This window comes from Spirosoma jeollabukense (assembly GCF_054777855.1).
In genome coordinates this window covers 17,547-40,056 of the sequence record NZ_BAAHAD010000002.1, presented here as the reverse complement: position 1 = coordinate 40,056, position 22,510 = coordinate 17,547, and the positions used below count along the sequence as shown (strand labels likewise).

Genomic DNA, 22,510 nt, shown 5'->3' with positions numbered 1-22,510 from the left:
TCATTTCTCATAGTATGGCTTCTCAAAACTTGACTGATATAAATAACCCCACGCCTTTGGTAACGGCTCAGCCATTACCGCCCGATCAGATTTCGCCTAAATCCGTAGTGCTACGTATTTTCGAGTTGAAGTACGTGGCTAAGCGCAACTGGAAACTGCTGATCGTGCTGACACTCATTGGTGGGGCTATTGGCTTTATCTATGATTTAACGCATAAAAAGCCCCCGATATACAACGCGTCTATTTTGTTTAACCTCGGCGGGGGTAGTTCGTCGGGGGGCGGCTTAGGCGATCTCGGGGCGCTGGCGGGTGCCTTTGGTTTAGGTGGTGGCGCTCCAGATGCCAATATTTTTACCGGCGATAACTTTATCATTTATGCTACGTCGCGGCCAGTGGTTGAAAAAACCCTCATGCAGACAGATACAATCAATGGCAAAGACACGCTGCTGGTGAACTACTACATCCGGCACAGTGGCATACGTGACAAAGAATGGGAAGACAACGACGTATTGAGGTCCTTTTATTTTCAACGGGCGAAGGTTCCATCGGAATATACCAAACTGGAACAAAATGCAATGGCGTCTATTTATACGCGTATCTACAGCGAAATTGCCATTAAACAGCCTGAACGCAAATCCTCGTTTATCGAAATGAGCAGTTTCATGGAGGACGAGAAGCTTGCGGCTACGTTCATTACCAAGCACTTGCAGACCATTGAGCAGGATTACCAGAAGAAGCAGACAAAAAAGACCCGCGAGATGTATGAAATGGTCACCGATAGAGCCGATTCGCTCGCCCGCATTGTGTCGGGGAATGAGAATCAGTTAGCGCAATATATGGACCAGAACCAGCAGCTTGTGGTAGCTCAGGCTCGTATCAAGGAAAGTAAGCTTACGCGTAACTCAAGCTTTTTAACGGGCTTGTATTATCAGGCGATGCAGAGTGCCGACAACATGCGCCTGTCTCTTATCCGGGAGACCCCCCTGTTTACGATCATTAAACCGATTTATTATCCGCTGTATAGAGAAGTAAAAGCAACAGTAGGTATGCAGGCGGGTATTGCCATTGGTCTCATTCTATCAATTATTGTTATTTTCCTTCGTGAGACTTTCCGGTCCATTATGAAGGAAAACTAGAAAAGACAGGTAACCCATTAGTCACTATCAATCCGTTGAGAAGTTAAGGCGTTCGACAAACGTTCGTTAGCTTCCCAACGGATTAACTCCTTGAACGGACGATCCCGTACCTAACCGATCGTATTGATTTTGAAGACACACGAAGTAATTATTCAACCTGGTCGCTCAGAACGCCACTACTGGCGAGACCTATGGCGTAACCGTGAACTGATGTACATCCTATCGATGCGTGATGTGTCAGTTCGCTACAAGCAAACGGCGCTCGGCACAGCCTGGGGGCTTATTCGCCCGCTGACAACCATGATGATTATGGTGTTTGTGTTCAGTAAGATTGCCCGGCTTCCTCCAGATCCTGGCATTCCGTATCCGTTAATGGTTCTCGGTGGAATTACCGTCTGGACGTTTTTTTCAACCGCTTTCACCCAGATTAGTAACAGCGTGACAATGAACTCCAACCTTGTCACTAAGGTATATTTCCCCAGACTGATTATGCCAATCAGTTCGATAGCCGTCAGTTTTATTGACTTCCTGGTCTCATTGGGTTTGTTCATCGTACTAGCAATATGGTATCGATTCATGCCGGACTGGCACCTGTTATTATTACCCGTTTTCATTATCCTGGCTCTGCTGGCCTCATTCGCCTTTGGGCTTTTCTTTGCCGCTGTCAATGTGCGATTTCGAGATATTGGTCAGCTTATTCCCTTTATTGTTCAGGTTGGCTTTTACGCTTGCCCAATTGCGTATAGCAGTCGACTTGTTGCCGACAAAGGTGATGTTTGGTGGGCTCCTTTCTACTGGCTGAACCCTATGGTCGGTATTATTGACGGCTTCCGCTGGTCGTTGCTCGGTGAAAAAGCGTTTTTCAATCCACAGAGTTTATTACTGTCCGTGAGTATTGTGGGCGTCAGTTTAGCCTTATCGCTCTATTTTTTCCGTAAACGGGAGAATACGTTTGTGGATGATATATAAAACAGTGGTAAGTTGTACATAAAAAGCGCATCTACCTGAAAAGTAGGTAGTACCACTCACTACATGGGCGGGCTTAGTACAATTTGCCCATTTACTACGTTTGTTATGTCTGTTATTACGGTCGAAAATATAAGTAAGCAATACATTATTGACCACCAAAAAGGCAAAGGAGGGACTACATTACGTGATGTCATCGCGGAAAATGTCCGGTCAATCTTTGGGGGTAAAAAAGAACAGAACGGGCTCACTCATGAGGAGTTCTGGGCGCTGCGTGATGTGAGCTTCTCCATTGAACAGGGCGACCGCGTAGGCATCGTTGGCCACAACGGTGCGGGAAAATCGACGATGCTCAAAATTTTGAGCAAAATCATTGAACCCACCACCGGAACAGTACGTATCCGTGGACGCGTAGCCAGCCTGCTGGAAGTTGGCACGGGTTTCCACCCCGAACTGACCGGCCGCGAAAACATTTTCCTGAATGGGTCGCTGCTGGGTATGACCCGTAGTGAGATTCGGAAGCAGTTCGACGAAATTGTGGCTTTTGCCGGGGTTGAAAAGTTCCTGGATACACCCGTCAAGCGGTATTCTTCCGGGATGTATGTCCGGCTAGGGTTTGCCATTTCGGCTCACCTAGATCCCGAAATCATGATTGTGGATGAGGTACTGGCTGTGGGAGATGCTGAGTTCCAAAAAAAGAGTCTGGGCAAAATGCGGGATAATTCGGCCAGTGGCCGAACAATTATCTTCGTGAGCCACAACCTGACGGCGGTGCAGGCGCTTTGCAACAAGACGTTGTATTTTGAAAAAGGCCAGCTTATTGAGCAGGGGGAAACCAATCAGGTTATTGCCTCCTATCTAAGCAAGGTCTCGAAAACCCGCCTGACTCGTGAATGGGAAACACCCGAAGAAGCACCCGGCAACGATCTGGTACGGGTTCGTCGGTTTGAGTTAACGCCGGAATATCAGGATGACCTGACCCACATCGATGTGCGGACACCGATGAAGCTTCGGTTCGAGTTCTGGAATATGATGGAACGGGCCAACCTGAACCTGAGTCTTCACCTTAACTCACTGACCGGCGAGTGTATATTTAATATTGGCACAAAGTCGCAATCCTATGGAAAAGGACTCATTGCCGGTGAATGCACCATTCCGGGTTATTTCCTGAACGATGGTTCCTATACGATCTCCATTATGATTGTAAAGGATACCGTTACGCCCCTGTATGTTATGGAGGAAGGCATTACCTTTGATGTAGAAGACTACCGCGAAGGCATTGCCTGGTATGGCAAATGGCCGGGTTTTGTACGTCCGCAGTTCCCTTTCACGACAGAAGTACTGGAGGAGGACGTATCCGTCAAGTAAACAAGTCTATGCCCGACCGCCCAAGCGGTTTGTAGTTTTTACTCAACGTCTATTCAACGACAAGCCATAGACGACAAACTCAATTATGATTAACGTTACTAAATCATATTTACCCGACCTAGAAGAATATACCGCCTATCTGAAAGGCATCTGGGATCGCGTATACCTGACCAACGATGGACCGCTATTGCGTGAACTGGAAAGCCAGTTGAAAGAAGTGCTGGGCGTAAAACACCTGAAATTCTGTACCAATGGCACCATCGTGCTTCAAATGGCCCTAAAGGCACTGGATATTACCAAAGAGGTTATAACAACGCCTTTTTCGTACGTAGCCACAACGAATGCATTGCTCTGGGAAGGCTGTACGCCCATTTTTGCTGACATACGGCCCGACGATTATAACATTGACCCCGATAAAATCGAAGCCCTCATTACCGAAAACACGCAGGCCATTATGGCTACGCACGTGTACGGAAATGCCTGCCAGATTGAACAGATTCAAGCCATTGCCGAAAAATATAAGCTGAAAGTTATTTACGACGCAGCGCACACGTTTGGCGCTACCTACAAAGGTCAATCCATTCTGAGCTATGGCGATCTGAGCACCTGTAGTTTCCACGCTACCAAGGTTTTTCACACTGTTGAGGGCGGTTGCATCGTGACCGATAGCGACGAACTAGCGGAGAAACTTCACTTCTATCGTTCCTTTGGCCACCGTAACGATGATTACTTCAGCATTGGCATCAACGCCAAAAACTCGGAATTGCACGCGGCCATGGGGTTGTGTGTTTTACCAAAAGTACCGGAACTGATTGCCAACCGCAAAAAAGTGTTCGGCTATTATAACGAACGGCTCGACTTTAGCCGAATTACGCGCCCAACTCTCACGCCCGGCGTCGAATACAACTACGCTTATTACCCTGTTGTATTCGATTCAGAGGAAACGCTGCTACGTGTCGTCGATTCGCTTAAGGCGCAGGACATCATTCCCCGTCGGTATTTTTACCCTTCCCTTAACACGTTACCCTTCACCATCACTGCCGGGGCTAGTGAATGGCAACCCTGTCCTATCTCAGAAGACATATCCCTTCGGGTGTTGTGTCTCCCGCTCTATCCAAGTTTAGCGGAAGAGGATGTTGACCGGATTGCCACGATTGTCAATGAGACGGTTGCCGTTGTAAACGAAAATGTATAACCTACTGTGTGGAGCACGTTGAATGAGTTAACGCTCATGGGTCGTTCGTCCATACGGTCATTTTTCATTCGGGCTACCCCCGCGCGGTGAATTGTTCAGTATGACCATTTTATATCTTTCTGCTCTTTTTCTGTTCCTCATTTACGTTGGACGGCTCGCGACGCAGATTTGCCGCCCGTCGCTGACAGAATGGTGGCTTACTACGTTTCTGTTAGGTGCCGGGAGCGTTATTCTGACGGGTTTTATTTTATCGGCGCTTTACCAGACAGCCAACACGCCGGTATGGGCCGGTTCGGTATTTGTGACGGCAACGATACTTAGCACCATCCTCAAACGACTGATTCCCAATCGAGAGTCGTTTGCGCTCTTGCCGCTCATTCGACAACGGACACAAACATTTAGTAGTTGGTTTGGGCAACTGTCCGGTTACTCGCGCTTTCTTTTCTCAGTTCTGTTTGCGACGCTGGCTGTCATTGCCATCACGAACGTACTACTCGTGCTGTTTACCGTCCCGAATGAGTGGGACAGTATGACCGGGCATCTAAATCGGGTGATGCAATACATACAGCGGGACTCCATGCGCCACTTCGGTGGCACAAACTGGAATATCGATACGTATCCGAAGAGTGTTTGTACCCTCCAGATCTATTCATTTCTGATGACAGGCCACTTTGAAAATGGCTTTAAGTTTATTCACCACCTGAGTTACTGGACAGCGATTGTCGCAGTATTTGGGATTGTTCAGCGTATCGGTCAGAATAAACTTTCTGCCAGCTTTTTCTGTGCACTAGCCTATGCCCTGCTTCCCGATTTTCTGATGCAGGCCATCACTACCGAAACCGACATTGTGCTGACGGCCTACCTTAGTGTGCTGCTCTACATGCTATTTACGTATCAAACAACGAGCCCTCGCGATAGTCGTTATCTGTATTTGGCAGGCATGGCGTTTGGGATTGCGTTCGGGCATAAAATCACGTTTGCGCTATTGCTTCCATCGGTATTTGTCATCATGATGTACACCGTTTTCCTATCGCCATCCTGGACTATTACGTTTGGGCGCACCTGGCGATTAGCAGGAGCGATTGGTGTAGGTGTGTGTCTGTGGACATTGCCAACGGGCTATTTAAAGAATATCGAAGTATTTGGCCACCCGATTGGACCACCAACGGCCCTTAAACACCAGTCTGTTGAGCGGGCCGGTTCATTACACAATCTGCTCGAACAGGGAAGCCGCAATGTTGTGCGCTATGGCTATGACCATATTAATTTAGATGGCCTCCGCAATCTCAAAGTTGGTGCCGAGCTGAATCATACCATGCGGCAACCGCTGGTAGTGCTGGAAGATAAACTGCACATGCGGCTAGACGAAGAAACTGATTTTTCCATCCAGCCCTTCGCCTTCGACCGGAAGTTTGTTTTCTACAATGCGAATCCCTACTGGGGTATCTTCGGCTTCGGCCTGATTTTTCCTTTGCTGTTTCTGGTATTAATTGGCTACGTTCGCTCAACGCCCCATCTATTCCTCGGATTGGCATTAGGACTGCATTTTGCAGCGCTCTCCTATTCAGCGCCTTACGATCCGTTCAAAGGGCGTTACTTCATTGAAACAGGCCTGTTCGGTGTTACGTTTCTCGCCCTTTTATTCCTGCATCCCCGCACAACCGTCGATGTACCGAAACGAACGGTCTGGAAAGGGTATATTGCATTAGTAACGGTGTTGGGATGTGTATCGGCGCTGCTAAGCGTATTTCTGAATACACGGGCGCTGCCCTTTGCCTGGACGGCGCTGGACGGCAAACCATACCCATCGGCGTTTGAATCGGATCGGATAAAGCAAATGACCCTCGGCCGACCTGATGTGTATGTTCCCTACAAACGCTTCGATGAACTGGTGCCAGACACGGCAACGGTTGCCCTGGCGACCATCAACGACGATTATGAATATCCTCTTTATGGACCCCATTTGTCTCGTCGGCTTATTGCCATTAACCCATTCGAGCAAGGGCTGAAGCCTGTTCCGAAGAAGGCGAATTACTTATTTTTTGACAAAAGCGTTATGTCACCCCAACCCGGCGATATACGCTTAGGTACCGACACAACCATGCGTAAAGCCGTCATTGTGCCGGGAGAAGATTACTATTTACGAAAACTGAAATAAATAGTCGCTAGTCATCAGTCGCTAGTCATGAGTAATAACTGATGACTAGCGACTGATGACTGACGGCTAACCACGCCTATGACTCTTGCTATCATGCAGCCTTATTTCCTGCCCTACATTGGCTACATGCAGCTGATGAGCGCGGTTGATACGTTCGTATTGTACGACGATGTGGCGTTTATTAACCGGGGCTGGATCAATCGTAACCGCCTGTTGATCAATGGGCAGGAGTATCTTTTCACCGTGCCGCTCAAAGATGCCAGCCAGAATAAGCGAATTAATGAGGTCTACCTGGCCGATGACCCGAAGTGGCGTGGTAAGTTGCTGAAAACGATTGAGCAAGGATACAGAAAAGCACCTTATTATGGAACGGTTATGCCCCTGACCGAAAAAATCGTCAACTTTGAAACCGATTCCATTGCCGATCTGGTGTATTTTAGCCTCGTCGAGTTGAATCAATACCTCGGACTGACAACGCGATTGGTGCAGTCATCGTCGATGTATGCAAACGTAGCGTTGAAAGCGCAGGAACGGATTCTGGACATTTGTCGGCAGGAAAACGCAACCCGCTATATAAATCCCATTGGCGGCACCGAACTGTACGACAAGCCAACGTTTGACCAGGCGGGCATTCAATTGAATTTTATTAAAGCAAACCGGGTCGAGTATCCTCAGTTTAAGAACGACTTTATACCCTGGCTGTCCATAATCGATGCGCTGATGTTCAATGACGTAGCTGCGGTTAAGGTACTCTTAGGGGAGTATGAATTGGTGTAAATATTGAATGATGAATGATGAACGATGAATGAGCTTTCCGGCCTATTCATCATTCATCATTCATCATTCATCATTCAAAGAAGCATGGCAAAAGTTATTATTTTCGGGGTGATGGATACGGCTGAGCTGGCTCATTTCTACCTCACACACGATTCTGAACACGATGTAGCCGCTTTCACGGTTAATCGTGAGTACATGGGTGGAACTGAGTTTCAGGGGCTGCCCCTTGTCGCGTTTGAAGATGTCGAAACGCTGTTTCCACCGCAGGAGTACAAGTTTTTCGCCCCCATGACAGGCAAAAACATGAACCGTAACCGCGAGCGCATCTACCTCGAAGCCAAAGCGAAAGGCTACGAATTCATCTCGTATGTCAGCTCCAAAGCGACCCTGTTCGGTAATCAGATTGGCGAAAACTGCTTCATTCTGGAAGACAATACCATACAGCCCTTTACAACGATCGGCAACAACGTAGTACTTTGGAGCGGTAACCACATTGGTCACCACGGGCAAATCAAAGATCACGTTTTCTTTACCTCACACGTGGTTATGTCGGGGCACTGCGTCATTGAACCGTACTGCTTTTTCGGCGTCAACAGCACCATCCGCGATTACATGCACATTGCCACAGGTACCTTCGTCGCTATGGCTTCAGCCATTTACAAAGACACCGAAGAATGGGGGTTATACCTCGGTAATCCCGCCAAAAAGCTCCCGAAACCAAGTTACGAAGCATATTGAAATTTTCGGTTTTCAGTATTCAGTATTCGGTTATTTACTACGTAGCCAAAGCTGTATGCTGGGGCCAAACTCCGTAAACCGTTCACTGAAAACTGAAAACGATACTATTAATCGGCCACGACGCCAACCGCGCCGGTGCGCAACTCGTTCTGCTCAACCTAATGCGCTTGCTGAAGGCTGAAGGTATTCAGATGCGCTTGCTTTTAGGCGATGGCGGCCCCCTGCTAAACGACTACCAAACCATCTGCCCCGTTGTGATCTGGCCCGCGCCCAACCGCTACGTAGTGGATGCGTTGACAGACAAAGTGCTCTGGAAACTAGGCGTCTGGCAACAACTCCATGACCGACAGACAAAAGCGCACCAACAAAAAGTGCGGGCGCAGTTGGGGCTGGATTCCGTCGATCTTGTCTTGGTCAATACGGTAACGAGCAGCCGCTGGTTTGGTCAGTTGGGTATTCCCGACAATATACCGGTCATAACGTTCGTACATGAACTGGATATGTCCGTTCGGATGTATACCCAACCCGACCAGTTGAAATACCTTCTCGGCAGGACTACCCAGTTGCTGTCTGTCTCTAAAGCCACGGCCCGCTATTACGAGCAACAGCACGGCTTCGATCCGGCTCGTATCACCTTATACACGCTCATTGATACGCCGTCGCTGAAGCGAAACGTACAGCAGGCTCGCCAGCAACCCAGCATCTATGAATCCCTTGGTTTACCGGCTAATGCCCAGATTGTGGGCGGCTGTGGGAACGCGGAATGGCGTAAGGGCAATGATCTCTTTGTAACATTGGCTCGGCAGGTGATTGGTCGAACTGCGGCTCAGGATACACCCGTTCATTTTGTCTGGGTGGGCGTACCACCCGGATCACTACGTGACGATTTGTTGCTGGATATTCGGAAAGCGGGGCTGGCTGATCGGGTTCACCTGATTCCACCGACGCCCGATGTACTGCGGTACATGAGCCGCTTCGATGTATTTGTGCTTTGCTCCCGCGAAGACCCCTATCCGCTTGTGGTGTTTGAAGCGGGGTTGTGCGGTGTGCCAGTGGTCTGTTTTGCCGACGCTGGTGGTTCGCCCGAACTTGTTGAAACTGACGGTGGTTTTATAGTCCCATACCTTGATCTCGATGCTATGAGTGATCGCGTCCTTGAATTGCTTCGCCAGCCGGGGTTACGCAAACAAATGGGAGAACGGCTCGGACAAAAAATCCTCGAACGTCACCCTGCCCACCAAAGTGTCGAAACTCTTGTAACTTTGTTTAACAAATTGACCGCTTGAATGCCCCTTCGACCTTCCGGCTACATGCCGCAGTTAAACTCCCTTCGAACGTTTGCCGTCCTGTTGGTGATTGTTTTCCACTGGTTTCCAACGGGTGTAGGTATCAATAGCTTACCCAACGGAACCATCGGCGTGTTAATTTTTTTTGTGCTTAGTGGCTTTCTCATCACGCAAATTCTGCTCAACAATCGGGACGCGGTTAGCATTGGCCACCATTCATTAGGTCATGTATATCGTAACTTCCTGGCTCGACGTATCCTCCGGATTTTCCCGCTCTATTTTCTGGTCATTACGTTCGTGTTCCTCAAATTACCGCAAGAGTCTGATATTGAAGAACATCCATTGTATTATTATTTGTACAGTTCTAATATTCTCCTCCACAAGACGGGCAACTGGGCCGATGTACTCTCCCCTTTCTGGACGCTGGCGGTAGAAGAGCAGTTGTACCTTGTCTGGCCGTGGATCGTGCTGTTAACGCCCAAAAATTCCTTTCTCTGGGTCATCAGCTTTATGATTGCCTGTGGAATTGTCTTTAGAGGGTATGCCTACACGCAGGGCGATCTTGATGGCGTTCTGACGCCTGCCTGTCTGGATACATTCGGCATAGGCGCGCTCTGGGCCTATGTTAGTATAGACTGGCCCTCGGCAATACCTATCTTTCTGAAGCGGTTATCCGTTTCGGCCATACTAGCTCTTGGCGGTTTTTTAGCCCTGCTTCTGTTGCCCAGCGATCATATTGTTGTCGTTCTGTTTCAGCGATTCCTCATTTCAGTGCTGGCACTTTTCATCGTCGCCCGGGCAAGTATGGGCATACATGGCTGGGCAGGGCGACTTCTCAACAACAAAATATTGCAGTACATTGGCCGTATAAGCTATGGCATTTACGTATTTCATATGCTAATTCCGAGTTATGGCATTCAGTTTTTCGTAAAAATTGTTCATCATTTTGGTCTGATAATAACGTTCGATTACTGGTCACATCGCCTGTTTAGTCTGGTTATGCTGATAACAGTAGCGTCAGTATCCTGGTATGCTTTTGAAAAACCCATCAACGAATTGAAACGATACTTTCCATACAAACGAGTTGGTCAGGCGCTAAGTCAGTGAATCAGTTTATCGTAACTGAATTATCAATCCATTTTCCGACTGCCTTATGACCCTTGCTTTTACCATCTGTTCCATCAATTATTTAGCGCAGGCCCGCACCCTGGGCGACTCACTTCGGCAAACGAACCCCGCCTATCAGTACGTCATTGGGCTGGTTGATAAGTTGAGTGCGGCTAATCTACCCTCAGAACTGGTGCCGGATTATCCCATGATCGAGGTCGATCAGATTGGGATTCCTGATTTTGCGGCTATGTGCGACCGCTACGACATTACGGAGCTGAATACGGCCGTTAAGCCGTTTTTCATCGACTATTTTTATAACACATCGCCCGACGCTACCGAGGTCATTTATTTTGACCCTGATATTATTGTTTTCCAGCCGCTGAGGGAACTGAACGACGCTCTGACGACATACAGCCTGGTGCTAACACCACATACCTGCTCGCCCACTCCCGACTGGGAACGTCCGAACGAGCAACACCACCTGAATACGGGCATTTTCAACCTAGGCTTTATTGGTCTACGTAATGATAAAACGGCCCGACAATTCGTTAACTGGTGGAAAGATCGACTTGTCTACGAATGCCGGATTGATTTGTGCGCTGGTCTTTTTGTGGATCAACAATGGGTTAATTTCGCACCCGTTTATCATGACAACGTATTGATCGATCATCACGTAGGGTATAATGCGGCCTATTGGAATTTGCACGAACGCTATTTTTCGCAGAACGATGCGGGCGAATGGATCATAACAGGACCAGGCTATTTGCCGACTGACCCCGGAAAAAATATAAGCACAACGGAACCGACTCAGCCGCTGTTATTTTTCCATTTCAGTGGGTATAACCCTGATCGCCCGGATGAAATTTCCAAATACCAAACGCGTTATGGGTTTGCTGACCAGAACGTAGCAAAAGCCAGTAAATCAGGACGCTACGTTGATCGGCCCGAGCAGCAACGGCCCGACGTTCGGCCCTTGTTTGATTTGTATCGGGAACGGTTGCTGGCCAACTACAATGAACAATACCGGCCCTATCCCTGTGTGTACATAAAGCCGCCAGTAGTTCTGCGGTATCAACGCGTGCGTAAATTGCTGAAAACTCCCTTTAATCGAGTTATTGCGCTATTAGAATCCCGTTAACTATGACTGGCATCAACATAAATGGCTCTCCCAAAGAACCTGACAAAGGGCCTACGTTTCGGGAAGTATGGAGCTATCGTTACGCTAAAATCAACCACATTCTTGAGCGGTATCGCTCATTTGCCGTCAAATACCGGCAATTAAAACGGATCAAAAAAAGCATCGGCAATCGGCCATTAGTGGCGATTATTTTGTCGGAGCAAATGGGCGACATTATCGCCTGTGAACCGGTCGCCCGCGAAGTTCGTCAGCGGCATCCCGACGGCTACATCATCTGGGTTGTGCGAGAGGCTTTTGTCGATCTGGTAAAATATAACCCAAATCTGGATGGATATTTGATCGAAAAATGCCCCGGCGAACGGGTTCAGTTGCTTCAGTCTGGCATTTACGACAAGGTGTATAACCTGCATATTTCGCACCGGAAATGTAAATACTGCCCCGATGATCCGATCAACCCAACGGCCGATCAGATTGGTCTGACCTTCGATAACTATTATCATCGGGGCGATCTGCTCTACATATTTTCGCAGGCGGCTGGCCTTCCCGCGCTGACCGCCGACCCGAAAATGTATATTCCGGACAGTGTTCGGGAACGCGTTCAATCGCTGGCCATCCCCACTGGACCGATTGTTATTCACTGCCAGTCCAGCCACGTGCTTCGCGATTGGCCCGCCAACAACTGGAACCGACTTGTGAATTGGCTGATTGCTACGTATCCCTATCCGATTATTGAAGTGGGACTGACGCCAACCGTCACCGACCAGCATCCGCAATTCCGCAGTTTATGCGGCCAGTTGAGCCTGCTCGAAACCGCCGACGTCATTCGGCAGGCCCGGCTGTTCATTGGCATTGACAGCGGTCCCGCCCACATGGCCAATGCGATGCATACCGACGCCATTCTTTTGTTGGGTAAGTTGTATGACTTTGTGGACTATCTGCCCTATTCCGGTCGTTACAAACGGGGAGAAGGCATTACCATCCTGAACGATTACGGTCACCCATGCGCCGAGTTGCCCTACGAATGGGTGCAGGAAGCGGTACAAAAGCAATTAGGCACGCCCAAACTTGTATGAATCAGTCTGTAAGCGTAAACGTAGTACTTCCGGTTTATAAGCCACAACTGACCGAGTATGAGCGCATTTCATTGACGCAATGCGTTCGGGTATTAGGCAGCTATCCGCTTCTGTTAGCGGCTCCGCATTCGCTCGATATTGCAGCCTACCGCGAAATCGCTCCAACCATACAGGTTCGAACCTTCGACGATAGCTACTTCACCGATGTTCAGGGCTACAATCGCCTGATGATGTCGGAAGACTTTTATGAAGCTTTTGATGATCAGGAATACGTCCTGATCTATCAATTGGATGCCTTTGTTTTTCAGGATGATCTACCCTACTGGTGTCAGCAGCGTTACGACTACATTGGCGCACCCTGGCTGCGCGACCGCGATTTTACGAGTTGGGGCGATGAGTTCATTTTTGGCCTTAAACGACATATTGCCACCTGGCTTAATTTGAAAAAGCCAGATGGCATCACCCCGCGCGAGATCATCACGCTGAATGCCGTTGGCAACGGCGGCCTGACGCTTCGCCGAATTCCGTCCATGCTACGTTGGCTGAAGGTGTTCAAACGGGAAATTGCGGCCTACGAACGTATTCCCATGTACCAGTACCACGAAGACGTTTTCTGGAGCATTGAAGTCAATCGGTACTGGCCTCGTTTACGAATTCCCGACTTCCGAAAAGCGATGCATTTTTCGGTCGAATTTTACCCGAAGCGGGCTATCGAAGACTATAACAAAGGGAAATTACCGTTTGGTTGCCATGCCTGGAACATCCACGGAACGGACTACTGGCGCCCCATTTTCGCCCGGTACGGCTACCAAATATGATCGCCTGTATGACTACGACACGACCTACGATCTCTCTTGCGCTTTGCACCTACAATGGCATGGATTTTCTGCCTGCGCAATGGCAAAGCTTACTCGATCAGCAACAGCGGCCCGACGAAATCGTCATTTCCGACGATTTGTCGACCGACGGTACACCCGAGTTGATACGTCGGTTAGCCGCCGAAGCGCCATTTCCGGTACGTATTCTGGAAAATTCGGTGCGGCTGGGCTCTAACAAAAATTTTGAACGTGCTTTAACTGCCTGTACGGGCGACCTGATTTTCATCTGCGATCAGGATGATTTCTGGCTACCCGAAAAAATCCGTATCATGACGGAGTACATGGTTCAAAACCCGGAAACACAGATTTCCTTTTGCGACGCCTGGGTGACAGACGAGCATCTGGAAGGACGCCAGGGCCGATTCTGGGAAGTGGTCCGGTTCGACAAACGTGCCCAGACTCGCTGGCGATCAGGCGAAGCAATGGAAGTCTTACTCGACGGAAACCGCGTCATGGGCTGTGCCATGGTAATCCGGCGTTCATTCCTTTCGCTGGCATTGCCTGTTCCAACCAACATACCAGACTATATTTACGATGGCTGGATGGCCTTGGTCGCTGCGACACGCAACGCGATTCAGTTTATTGATCAGCCGTTGCAACTCTACCGAACCCATGTTCAGCAACAGATCGGGGTGCGCGAACAGGAAGCGGGCGAACTTGTCGAGCTGAAAGATCGCTTTGCACGACGACGAGCGGGAAAACTGGCGCCACTACGTGCCAAACAAACTAAATTGACCACTATCAGCCAGTTACTAAGCGAACGTATTCCGGCCGATGCGCCCGGTTTTCCGCAGTTGCGTCGGCGGTTAGCGCATTTCACAATGCGAGGTAATTTACCAACGGGGAGGTTATCCCGCGTGATTCCTGTGCTGACCAGTTTGAGCAAGGGCAACTACAATCGCTACGCCGACGCATCGGCCAATTGGTACGCTCCTTATCTAGCGGTTTTGGGCGATATACTCGAATGACGTAGTTTTGCGCCCTGTGTTAGTAACTATCTGTACAATTCGCCAACTGCCCCAGGCCCTCGCACTGGGTGACAGTTTTAGTCAATATGCGGCCAATGGCACTGCAGCTTCTGTTGTAATTGGCTTAGCCGACGACCCAGCGCACTTGCCGACTGGCTTTGTTTTTCCTTATCCGCTGGTACCCATCGGAGCGTTGTTATCGACTGAGCAGCTCACTACGTTATCATCTGTTTATACGCCTACGGAATTTGCGGCTGCCTGCAAGCCATTGTTTATCAAGGAGATATTTCGACGCTATCCGCAAACAGACAGGTTGCTCTACGCCGATCCTAACATCCAGTTTGTGGGATCTTTAACGCCCATTTGGGAACAACTGGCCACCGCTAATGCATTGCTGACGCCTTTTATCACCCGCCATCCAGGTCAGGCTGGGGCTTCAGACACGCAATGGCCCGACGAAAAATTCTTTCAGAATGTCGGGTTGTACAACGCCGATTTTCTGGCGTTCCGGCGATCAGCTGAAACCGACCGGCTGCTGACCTGGTGGGATGATCGGGTGCGGGAACGGGCATATATTGATTTTTGCGCGGGCCTTTGTCTCGATCAATTATGGCTCATGCATGTACCCGTCTTTTTCCGGGACGTCGTGGTTGTACGGAATCCGGGCTGGCACGTAGCAATCTGGAATTTACCCGAACGAACGCTTCGTCAGCAAGGAACGAATTGGTTCGCCGATGGTCCCGCCGGACAAAACCAGCCGGTACCGTTTGTTAATTTTAAGGGATTACTGAATCCCGACGAAGGCTTTTTCCCACATCAGAATCGAGTTCGCGCGTCGGAGCATCCTGGTGTTGTCGCGCTGTTAACTACGTATCGTCAGGCTCTTTCAACGTATAAATCACTGATGGTTGAGGGTATCATACCTGCCTACGGGCAGAAACCCGAACCCGTCGTGCTACGCGGCTGGCGGCATACTACCGCCAAATCACTACGGTCTATTACGCGCTTTCTTGATCAAGTGAAACTGTAATAATCCTTTCAGTCGATCACAAGACCAATACCGATGCCACCCCAGGGCATTATACGGTCGGCGATGAGCGGCATGGCCTGGATTTTCAGGAACCCCGTAGCCCGCTCATTGTACATAAAATAATGACGAAGGCCAATAACTGGTCCACCCACATAATTGATTTTCGACTTATTTTCAATTAAATAAGCCCCGCCTGCGCCAATTTCCAGAAAAAGCGCTTTCTCTGGTACGCTCAATGGGCAGCCTCTTTCTTTCCCATTCAATAAAACAGCCCACGTTATGGCGTGCGGAATAGCCGCCTTACTATACCGTTCCGACAGATATCCAATACCCGCCCGAAGCACGACAAAGCTCTTTTTAAATTGAACGGGTGAGTATTCAGCATTGAGTGAATAGCCAGGACTAACGCTTCCTACCTCGGCCGTTGCCGCCCATTTCCAGGACGAACTATAGGGCTTATAGCGCTGGGCATATAGTGAAATCGGCAAGAGAAAAAACAACACGCAAGGAAGCCTACCGGTATGCATTAATAAATCAGACTGAATTGTAATCTGGGGTGCTGCCTTTGAGAGCAGATAAACCCGTTCGGAAACAATATGAACCCGTATCGTCAAATTAAGCTTTCGCTCACATCACAGACTACGCAGTGCATCTGAACGAACGGGCAAATTTATACGAAAAACTACCTGCACAGGTGATTAAACGCCAGGTATTACCTGGTTCTTTCTCCCCTATCCGCTCGAAATAAATCGTTGGGAAGCCTAAAATGCAGCCCAAAGCAAAGCTTTGTCAGTGATGGGGCAAAGCTACATCCATAACATTTAGTATTTGCTGCCGGTTAATCAAGTGTGCATCTTAACCAATCACGCCCAAGACCCAATGAGCAGTAATTCCGAGAACCTGAAAGTTATTTTTTATGAGCCCGAAGCCGATAATAAAGCAGCCTCTATTGTGGCTGACGGCTACTTTAGCTTCGTACCAACGTTTGCCGAAGGCGACGAGATCAATATTACACTCTCGCGCAAAGAGGCCACGAACGCAACTGTTCATGATCCCATCGGCCACAAAACGCACCGGGTTATCAAGACCGATTGGGTAATCATGATTGATGAGCGCACTAAAGAGGCCCTGGCAACACTGGTTGTATCGGTCTCAAAAATTGCCGCTGTCGATACGGCCGAAGGGTTCCCATCCCTTGTTGCTACGCACTAGTAAAGAGACACTACGTTGTATAGAATTGCCCGTCCCATCCTGGCCGGGCTTTTTTATGCCGGTCGATACGGCATCGAATGCTACAAGATGATGGGCATATCGGTTCTATTTCTACAGATTATGAAACGCGTATGATGCACCCTTTAGCGAAAGTATCTTTTAGTAGATTATTGATAATAAGCACCTTATTTGCCCTGCTTAATATAGCTGGGTATAGTCAGAATAGGGTACTGGATCATAATGCCATTGGCTGGTATGTTTACACCGGCGATCATAAACTAAGCAAACGCTGGGCATTGCACACCGAATACCAGTGGCGACGTATCGACCTGATCCGTAGCTGGCAGCAGTCACTAGCGCGACTGGGACTGGTCCGAAAAGTGAACGACCGCGTTAGACTAGGCGCTGGTTATACCTATTTCACTACGTATCCCTACGGCCGCTACCCGCAGGCCGATGCGGGCGTGCCTTACCCTGAGCATCGCCTGTATGAAGATATGGAACTCAACGATACGTATGGACGACTAAAACTGACGCACCGGTTTCGGTTGGAGCAGCGGTGGTTGGGCACGTTAGCCGATCAAAATCCGCGCGAGGTAGCCCAGTGGGATTTCCAGCATCGAGTTCGTTACCAGATTTCCGGTGAATTTCCGTTGCAGGGCAATGCTGTCGATGATGGCGAGTTTTACGTAAACTTTTTCGATGAATTGTTTATTGGTTTCGGTCGAAACGTAGAGCAGAACATCTTCAATCAGAATCGATTGTCGGGGGGAATAGGTTATCAGTTTAAAGATAATTTCAAACTCGAACTAAATTTTCTCAATCAGGTACTTCAACATGCCGAAGTCGATCCGGTAACGGGTAACCCAATTTTTGAAATTAATAATGGGTTCCGCCTGAACCTGAATTATGACCTTGATTTCAGTAAAGCCCGCTAGCCATTTAGACGTACTCCCTTACTACTACTACGTTACGCTGACATTTCCATCCAGCATTGAGTCTTATGGATGAGAGGGTGTCAGGTTCAAAAAACGTGCTGGATTGGTCTGGGCGATCTGATAAAAAGCAGCTTCGCCCAGCGCAGCCCGCAGGTCAGTCCAGAGTACTTTTTCGGTTTTTTTCTGGCGCACCACGAAGAAGTCGGTACCAAACAGAATTTTGTCGGCAATTTCCGGTGTTTGCATGATCTGTTTCAGCAGATTCATGATTCGTTCATCGTAGAGAATAAAACTCAGGTCAGCGTAGACATTCGGGTATTTCAGGAGCATATTGTAGACGATGGAAAACCAGGAAACCGATTCCCAGTAGGGCTCCATTTTGCCCTTGTCCAGCGTATAGGTTTTTAATGGTTCATGCAGAGCGATTTCAAAGTCGCCTTTATCCCGATCTAAAAATCGCTCCCATTCATCTTCCCCGCCGAAGTGAGCCAGACAGATTTTGAGATTAGTCAGGGTTTTGCCTGGTACTGCGTTCGGATTACTGGCGTCAAAGTTGTAGAGTTGGTTGAGGGTGGGGTCGTTATGATACCGCAATACGTCGGCTAACAAAACCGGGTCCAGCAAACATTCATAATTGAGTGGGTGGGTGAAATTATAGCTGAATTCGCTGTTCTTATAACTACGTAGCGCGATAGGTTTCCCTGTGTTATCTTTAAATATCGGGTGAAAATCCCAATCGCGCTGCTTGAGTCCCCGATAATAGATGATTCCCCGAAGGCAATGTGTCGTTATCGGAACACCATTTTTACAAGCCCAAAGCAGGGTTTCAAGCAAGTGTTTGTCGAAAGGGTAATATCCCATTGGCGGGTAAAGTTTTATGCCACAGAAACCATCCTGACCGATGAGTTCCGTTATAAACTGGTGGGTGAATTGATTGGCAGGATCGGCAATCCGTCGTGGATCGACGGCCACAAAGGGCAGGGCGTATTTCTTGAAAAATGAGTTTTGCGATTTGAGCATTCCCCGCAGATCGGCCAGTTGATGGGTGTAATTTTCCTGGGGTTTACCGGCTGCCATATAATCCATATCCATAGGAAGCACCACAAAGCGGGTGCTATCGGGATACAGATTTGTTAGATTCCTGAATACATCACCCTGAGTAAATTTATCAGCGTAATACGCCATGGCAATGTAGCGCTTGAGCAACGCTATGGTTTGAGGCCCCGTCAGGCTTTTCAGAAAACCGAATATATGTTGAAGCACCCACCAGAACATTCGCCGGACAGGCGCAAACAACAAGGCCGAGAAAACAACAAATAGAATTCGTCCTAAAATAGAGAGGGTCAATATTTGGTTGATGACTGAATTAAAAAAGCCCCACTTCTTCTGCCAGCCTCCGTAATAGATTGGAAACGAGATGACGAAAAGTATATTCAGCAGCCGGATAGCCACATCCAGCACCGACACCAGCAAGCGGGTTATCAGATTATGTTGCGTGTAACGGTTAATAAGGAATTTCAACTGCGTAAACCCATCCCGTATCTGAAAGGGTAGCTTGTCGCCCTGCTTATGGGTGAAATAATGGACGAGCCGAATCAGCAGCGGAATGTTGAGAAGGAAATAAAACGGGAAGGGAACCAGCGTTTTAGCGATATACGGCGGTACATTTTTGTGAGTGAAGATGTGCGTATGCGCGTTGATGAATGGCCGGGGTTGTGGGTTTTCGGACATAATAGACGTAGTGAAAAAGGCAACTAGACGAGACAATGTCGTGCCACCACAAAAATCTTCAATTTGACAATGGGTAAGCTCTCCTGGCCGCTATTTATTCCTGGTGAGCCAATGATGAAAATCCGACGTGTTTGGGCTGGCTTCATGTTTCGAAGTTATGAAATTCAACCAGCCAAATCAGCACTTAATGGCGATAGACATCCTTCGTTCGAATGACCTGGGATTGGGTGACACCACAGCGGAGTCAATCCGCCGTACAGTTGAGGCTACCGGCCTGACAATTGAGACGCTTATCCACTCAATTCATCCGGCTATACCTTGGTGCACGGTCGGCTCGTCCGCAATTTTGACTGTCCGTGATGAAGCCTTGAAGGCGGCAACTCATTTACTACGTCAGATTTCAGGCAATTTAGTACGAACCGATCATGCGCTTAGCTTTTGGGCTTTATGTATTGTTCATAGGCCTTCTGGCCTTACCAGAGGCCCAGGCTCAATTAACCCCTACCGTCCTTACCCTGCCTTTAGATGAAGCATTACCGGATGAATTCTGGCGGTTTCAGGCTGGTCACAACCCGGCCTGGGCCAGTCCAGTGTATGAGGATAAACACTGGATCAATAGCGCACCAACTACGTCTCTTCTTCAGAATAAACCCCTTTGGCAAGCCGGGCAGGGCTGGTTTCGCTTGCCTATTCGCATCAGTGCCCAGCAGGTAGGCCAGACACTGCGGCTCTCTGTCGAACAATTTGGCTCTACTGAATGGTACCTGGATGGCCGTCGGTTAGCCATCCTGAAGCCATCAACCACCCAACGGTCGATTCAGTCGCTTTCCCTTCAGATAGCGGATACCAATCAGCATCTGCTGGCGATCCATTACAGTTTTCAGCCCGAACCCATCTATTATGCGGGCACCAGTCAGGCTCCTTTCGACACCAGAGTCTACCTAGCCAGCCAGGCCGATCAGATACTCACCGTCTGGTATCGGTTAATTGCCGGTTTATCCTTTTTCATTGTTAGCGTATTCGCCTTGCTGGGTATGCTGCATTTATTGTTTTACCGGGCGAATCCAACGCAGTTGGTCAATCAATGGCTGGGTGCCGCCATGCTGGCGCTGAGTTTGAGTTCGCTGGTCGATTTACTGGGTGATTTTCCGGTATCCTTAACTACGTATTCCCTGATCAGCCTGATCAGCGTCCTGACCTGCTACCTGGGCTTTGGTCTGTTACTGACGGCCGTGTATCGGTATTTGAATCAACCGCTGGGATGGCCTTACCGGTTGTTGCTCGGCGGAATGTTCATCAGTTTTTTTTACAGCGTCTGGATTGATGATCCATCGAACCTCGTCGTGGGTGGGCTATTTGTTGCCTTTCTGACTGACTACATCCGGGTTAGCTGGTTGGGCAAACGACAGGCCGACACCGACGCCCGACTCCCCTGGAAAGCCCTTAAAGTTGCTTTCTACGCCCTATTAGGTATTCCCGTGATCCTGATCATACTGATAGTTGTGGGCCTAAAAGGAAACGTCGACCTGTTTGTATATATGACGCTATTGCTGGTGGCCGCAGCCATATTGTGCATCCCCCTGGGATTTTCCCTCTTTCTGGTAAGCGACTACGCCCGGACCCATCAGGCATTACGTTTAAACTTGCGGCAAGTGGAGCAGCTATCGGCCAGGACCCTGGCTCAGGAGCAGGAAAAACAGCAGTTATTAGCCCGGCAGAACCAAACGTTGGAACAACAGGTGCAACAGCGCACGGCGGCCCTTAAAGAGTCGCTGGATGAGTTGCATCGAACCCAGGACCAGTTGATCCAACGGGAAAAGTTAGCCAGCCTGGGCGAGCTAACAGCGGGCATTGCGCATGAGATCCAGAACCCGTTAAATTTTGTCAATAACTTTTCTCAGGTATCGGTTGAGCTACTGGAGGAGCTACGTCAGGAAGATGCGAAGGCCAGTCGCGATCTGGACTTAGTGGATGAGCTATTGGACGATCTGGAGCAGAACCTGCACCGCATCAGCCAGCACGGAGGCCGGGCGTCGGCCATTGTCAATGGCATGCTGGAACACTCCCGAATCAGCACTGGTGAACGCCAGCCCACCGACCTGAATGCGCTCTGCGAAGAGTCACTACATCTGGCCTACCACGGCCTGCAGATCAGCGATAAAAGCTTTCAGTGCGAGCTACGAACCAACTTTGCCCCGCACATCGGTAAAGTGCCCGTGGTAGCTCCCGAATTAGGGCGCGTCTTTATCAACCTGTTTAATAACGCTTTTTATGCCGCCCGGCAAAAGCTTCTAAGCCAGGCACATCCAGGTTACCAACCTCAGGTGCAAGTCATCACCAATCAGGAAGCGGACGTCATCACAATTCAGATCTGCGACAATGGCATGGGTATGCCTGAGTCGATACAGCAAAAAGTCTTTCAGCCCTTCTTCACCACCAAGCCCGCTGGACAGGGCACAGGGTTAGGACTTTCCTTAAGCTATGACATTGTTACGAAAGGGCATGGGGGGCATTTATCGGTTAGTAGCCAGGAAGGCAAAGGGACTATTATGGCCGTTCGGCTGCCGATACGTTCGTAAGAACTAGAAAACTACACCTGCGATAAAGTTACCAGCGAACAGGGCCATTCAGCCCATTAGCAGGTCGTCTGTCTCCTGCGCATTAAACGTCAATAGCCGTTACCTCTCCTTCATTTATAAGCTTCTTCTATTGTCCGCAAGTGAACAGACTTTGTCCGCAACTGGACAAAGCCAACGAATGGCACACATCATAACGTATTGATAGTCAATAATAATAGCAATTGGCACG

19 protein-coding genes are annotated in these 22,510 nt (G+C 49.0%); 17 read left to right on the top strand and 2 right to left on the bottom strand.

Going from position 1 to position 22,510, the window contains the following annotated elements; all coding sequences use genetic code 11:
- Positions 1-14: 14 nt before the first annotated feature.
- The 14 genes from ACYVEA_RS08600 (at position 15) to ACYVEA_RS08535 (ending at position 15,821) form a co-directional block, all read left to right on the top strand.
- Positions 15-1,136: a hypothetical protein gene (locus ACYVEA_RS08600; RefSeq protein ID WP_461113021.1), complete on the top strand. Its 1,122-nt coding sequence runs from the start codon at positions 15-17 to the stop codon at positions 1,134-1,136.
- Positions 1,137-1,265: 129 nt separating this feature from the next.
- Entirely contained in the window at positions 1,266-2,105 is an 840-nt protein-coding gene (locus ACYVEA_RS08595) for an ABC transporter permease (RefSeq protein ID WP_461113020.1), read from the top strand.
- 105 nt (positions 2,106-2,210) lie between these two features.
- Positions 2,211-3,470 (top strand): ABC transporter ATP-binding protein, encoded by a 1,260-nt coding sequence (locus ACYVEA_RS08590; RefSeq protein ID WP_461113019.1) that lies wholly within the window; start codon positions 2,211-2,213, stop codon positions 3,468-3,470.
- Positions 3,471-3,555: 85 nt separating this feature from the next.
- On the top strand, positions 3,556-4,665 hold the full coding sequence (locus ACYVEA_RS08585; RefSeq protein ID WP_461113018.1) for a DegT/DnrJ/EryC1/StrS family aminotransferase: 1,110 nt from the start codon (positions 3,556-3,558) through the stop codon (positions 4,663-4,665).
- 100 nt (positions 4,666-4,765) lie between these two features.
- Positions 4,766-6,823, top strand: a complete 2,058-nt coding sequence (locus ACYVEA_RS08580) for an ArnT family glycosyltransferase (protein WP_461113017.1) — start codon at positions 4,766-4,768, stop codon at positions 6,821-6,823.
- A 78-nt stretch (positions 6,824-6,901) separates the two neighbouring features.
- Positions 6,902-7,600 carry a WbqC family protein gene (locus ACYVEA_RS08575; RefSeq protein WP_461113016.1) on the top strand — a complete coding sequence of 233 codons (699 nt, stop codon included), beginning with the start codon at positions 6,902-6,904 and terminating at the stop codon, positions 7,598-7,600.
- An 84-nt stretch (positions 7,601-7,684) separates the two neighbouring features.
- Entirely contained in the window at positions 7,685-8,338 is a 654-nt protein-coding gene (locus tag ACYVEA_RS08570; protein WP_461113015.1) for an acetyltransferase, read from the top strand.
- 92 nt (positions 8,339-8,430) lie between these two features.
- Positions 8,431-9,624, top strand: coding sequence for a glycosyltransferase family 4 protein (locus tag ACYVEA_RS08565; RefSeq protein WP_461114060.1), 1,194 nt, complete (start codon positions 8,431-8,433; stop codon positions 9,622-9,624).
- Complete coding sequence (locus ACYVEA_RS08560; RefSeq protein WP_461113014.1) at positions 9,625-10,731, top strand: acyltransferase family protein; 1,107 nt, start codon at positions 9,625-9,627, stop codon at positions 10,729-10,731.
- A 46-nt stretch (positions 10,732-10,777) separates the two neighbouring features.
- Positions 10,778-11,872, top strand: a complete 1,095-nt coding sequence (locus tag ACYVEA_RS08555) for a glycosyltransferase family protein (RefSeq protein ID WP_461113013.1) — start codon at positions 10,778-10,780, stop codon at positions 11,870-11,872.
- A 2-nt stretch (positions 11,873-11,874) separates the two neighbouring features.
- A complete protein-coding gene (locus tag ACYVEA_RS08550) occupies positions 11,875-12,945 on the top strand; it encodes a glycosyltransferase family 9 protein (RefSeq protein WP_461113012.1) in 1,071 nt (356 codons plus the stop codon).
- A complete protein-coding gene (locus ACYVEA_RS08545) occupies positions 12,942-13,763 on the top strand; it encodes a DUF5672 family protein (protein WP_461113011.1) in 822 nt (273 codons plus the stop codon). Before ACYVEA_RS08550 ends, ACYVEA_RS08545 begins: the two co-directional genes overlap by 4 nt.
- A gap of 8 nt (positions 13,764-13,771) precedes the next feature.
- Complete coding sequence (locus tag ACYVEA_RS08540; protein WP_461113010.1) at positions 13,772-14,791, top strand: glycosyltransferase family 2 protein; 1,020 nt, start codon at positions 13,772-13,774, stop codon at positions 14,789-14,791.
- Between the two features lie 16 nt (positions 14,792-14,807).
- Positions 14,808-15,821 carry a hypothetical protein gene (locus ACYVEA_RS08535; RefSeq protein WP_461113009.1) on the top strand — a complete coding sequence of 338 codons (1,014 nt, stop codon included), beginning with the start codon at positions 14,808-14,810 and terminating at the stop codon, positions 15,819-15,821.
- A gap of 8 nt (positions 15,822-15,829) precedes the next feature.
- Here ACYVEA_RS08535 and ACYVEA_RS08530 read toward each other — a convergent pair whose 3' ends face one another.
- Positions 15,830-16,309, bottom strand: a complete 480-nt coding sequence (locus ACYVEA_RS08530; protein ID WP_461113008.1) for a hypothetical protein — start codon at positions 16,307-16,309, stop codon at positions 15,830-15,832.
- A 391-nt stretch (positions 16,310-16,700) separates the two neighbouring features.
- Between ACYVEA_RS08530 and ACYVEA_RS08525 the strand changes: the two genes are divergently transcribed.
- Both ACYVEA_RS08525 and ACYVEA_RS08520 read left to right on the top strand, forming a co-directional pair.
- Positions 16,701-17,033, top strand: a complete 333-nt coding sequence (locus tag ACYVEA_RS08525; RefSeq protein WP_461113007.1) for a hypothetical protein — start codon at positions 16,701-16,703, stop codon at positions 17,031-17,033.
- A 77-nt stretch (positions 17,034-17,110) separates the two neighbouring features.
- The gene (locus ACYVEA_RS08520) at positions 17,111-17,971 is read left to right on the top strand and encodes a DUF2490 domain-containing protein (RefSeq protein WP_461113006.1); all 861 of its coding nucleotides are present in this window, start codon (positions 17,111-17,113) and stop codon (positions 17,969-17,971) included.
- A 63-nt stretch (positions 17,972-18,034) separates the two neighbouring features.
- Here ACYVEA_RS08520 and ACYVEA_RS08515 read toward each other — a convergent pair whose 3' ends face one another.
- Positions 18,035-19,702 (bottom strand): amidohydrolase family protein, encoded by a 1,668-nt coding sequence (locus tag ACYVEA_RS08515; RefSeq protein WP_461113005.1) that lies wholly within the window; start codon positions 19,700-19,702, stop codon positions 18,035-18,037.
- A 425-nt stretch (positions 19,703-20,127) separates the two neighbouring features.
- On the opposite strand from ACYVEA_RS08515, the gene ACYVEA_RS08510 reads away from it, so the two are divergent.
- Positions 20,128-22,281: a sensor histidine kinase gene (locus ACYVEA_RS08510; protein WP_461113004.1), complete on the top strand. Its 2,154-nt coding sequence runs from the start codon at positions 20,128-20,130 to the stop codon at positions 22,279-22,281.
- Positions 22,282-22,510 lie beyond the last annotated feature (229 nt).

Excerpts from the sequence above, each read along its gene's own strand:
- ACYVEA_RS08600 (WP_461113021.1), top strand. The coding sequence starts at position 15 with ATGGCTTCTCAAAACTTGACTGATATAAATAACCCCACGCCTTTGGTA.
- ACYVEA_RS08590 (WP_461113019.1), top strand. The coding sequence starts at position 2,211 with ATGTCTGTTATTACGGTCGAAAATATAAGTAAGCAATACATTATTGAC.
- ACYVEA_RS08585 (WP_461113018.1), top strand. The coding sequence starts at position 3,556 with ATGATTAACGTTACTAAATCATATTTACCCGACCTAGAAGAATATACC.
- ACYVEA_RS08580 (WP_461113017.1), top strand. The coding sequence starts at position 4,766 with ATGACCATTTTATATCTTTCTGCTCTTTTTCTGTTCCTCATTTACGTT.
- ACYVEA_RS08575 (WP_461113016.1), top strand. The coding sequence starts at position 6,902 with ATGACTCTTGCTATCATGCAGCCTTATTTCCTGCCCTACATTGGCTAC.
- ACYVEA_RS08570 (WP_461113015.1), top strand. The coding sequence starts at position 7,685 with ATGGCAAAAGTTATTATTTTCGGGGTGATGGATACGGCTGAGCTGGCT.
- ACYVEA_RS08560 (WP_461113014.1), top strand. The coding sequence starts at position 9,625 with ATGCCCCTTCGACCTTCCGGCTACATGCCGCAGTTAAACTCCCTTCGA.
- ACYVEA_RS08555 (WP_461113013.1), top strand. The coding sequence starts at position 10,778 with ATGACCCTTGCTTTTACCATCTGTTCCATCAATTATTTAGCGCAGGCC.
- ACYVEA_RS08550 (WP_461113012.1), top strand. The coding sequence starts at position 11,875 with ATGACTGGCATCAACATAAATGGCTCTCCCAAAGAACCTGACAAAGGG.
- ACYVEA_RS08545 (WP_461113011.1), top strand. The coding sequence starts at position 12,942 with ATGAATCAGTCTGTAAGCGTAAACGTAGTACTTCCGGTTTATAAGCCA.
- ACYVEA_RS08540 (WP_461113010.1), top strand. The coding sequence starts at position 13,772 with ATGACTACGACACGACCTACGATCTCTCTTGCGCTTTGCACCTACAAT.
- ACYVEA_RS08525 (WP_461113007.1), top strand. The coding sequence starts at position 16,701 with ATGAGCAGTAATTCCGAGAACCTGAAAGTTATTTTTTATGAGCCCGAA.
- ACYVEA_RS08520 (WP_461113006.1), top strand. The coding sequence starts at position 17,111 with ATGCTACAAGATGATGGGCATATCGGTTCTATTTCTACAGATTATGAA.
- ACYVEA_RS08515 (WP_461113005.1), bottom strand. The coding sequence starts at position 19,702 with ATGTCCGAAAACCCACAACCCCGGCCATTCATCAACGCGCATACGCAC.
- ACYVEA_RS08510 (WP_461113004.1), top strand. The coding sequence starts at position 20,128 with ATGCGCTTAGCTTTTGGGCTTTATGTATTGTTCATAGGCCTTCTGGCC.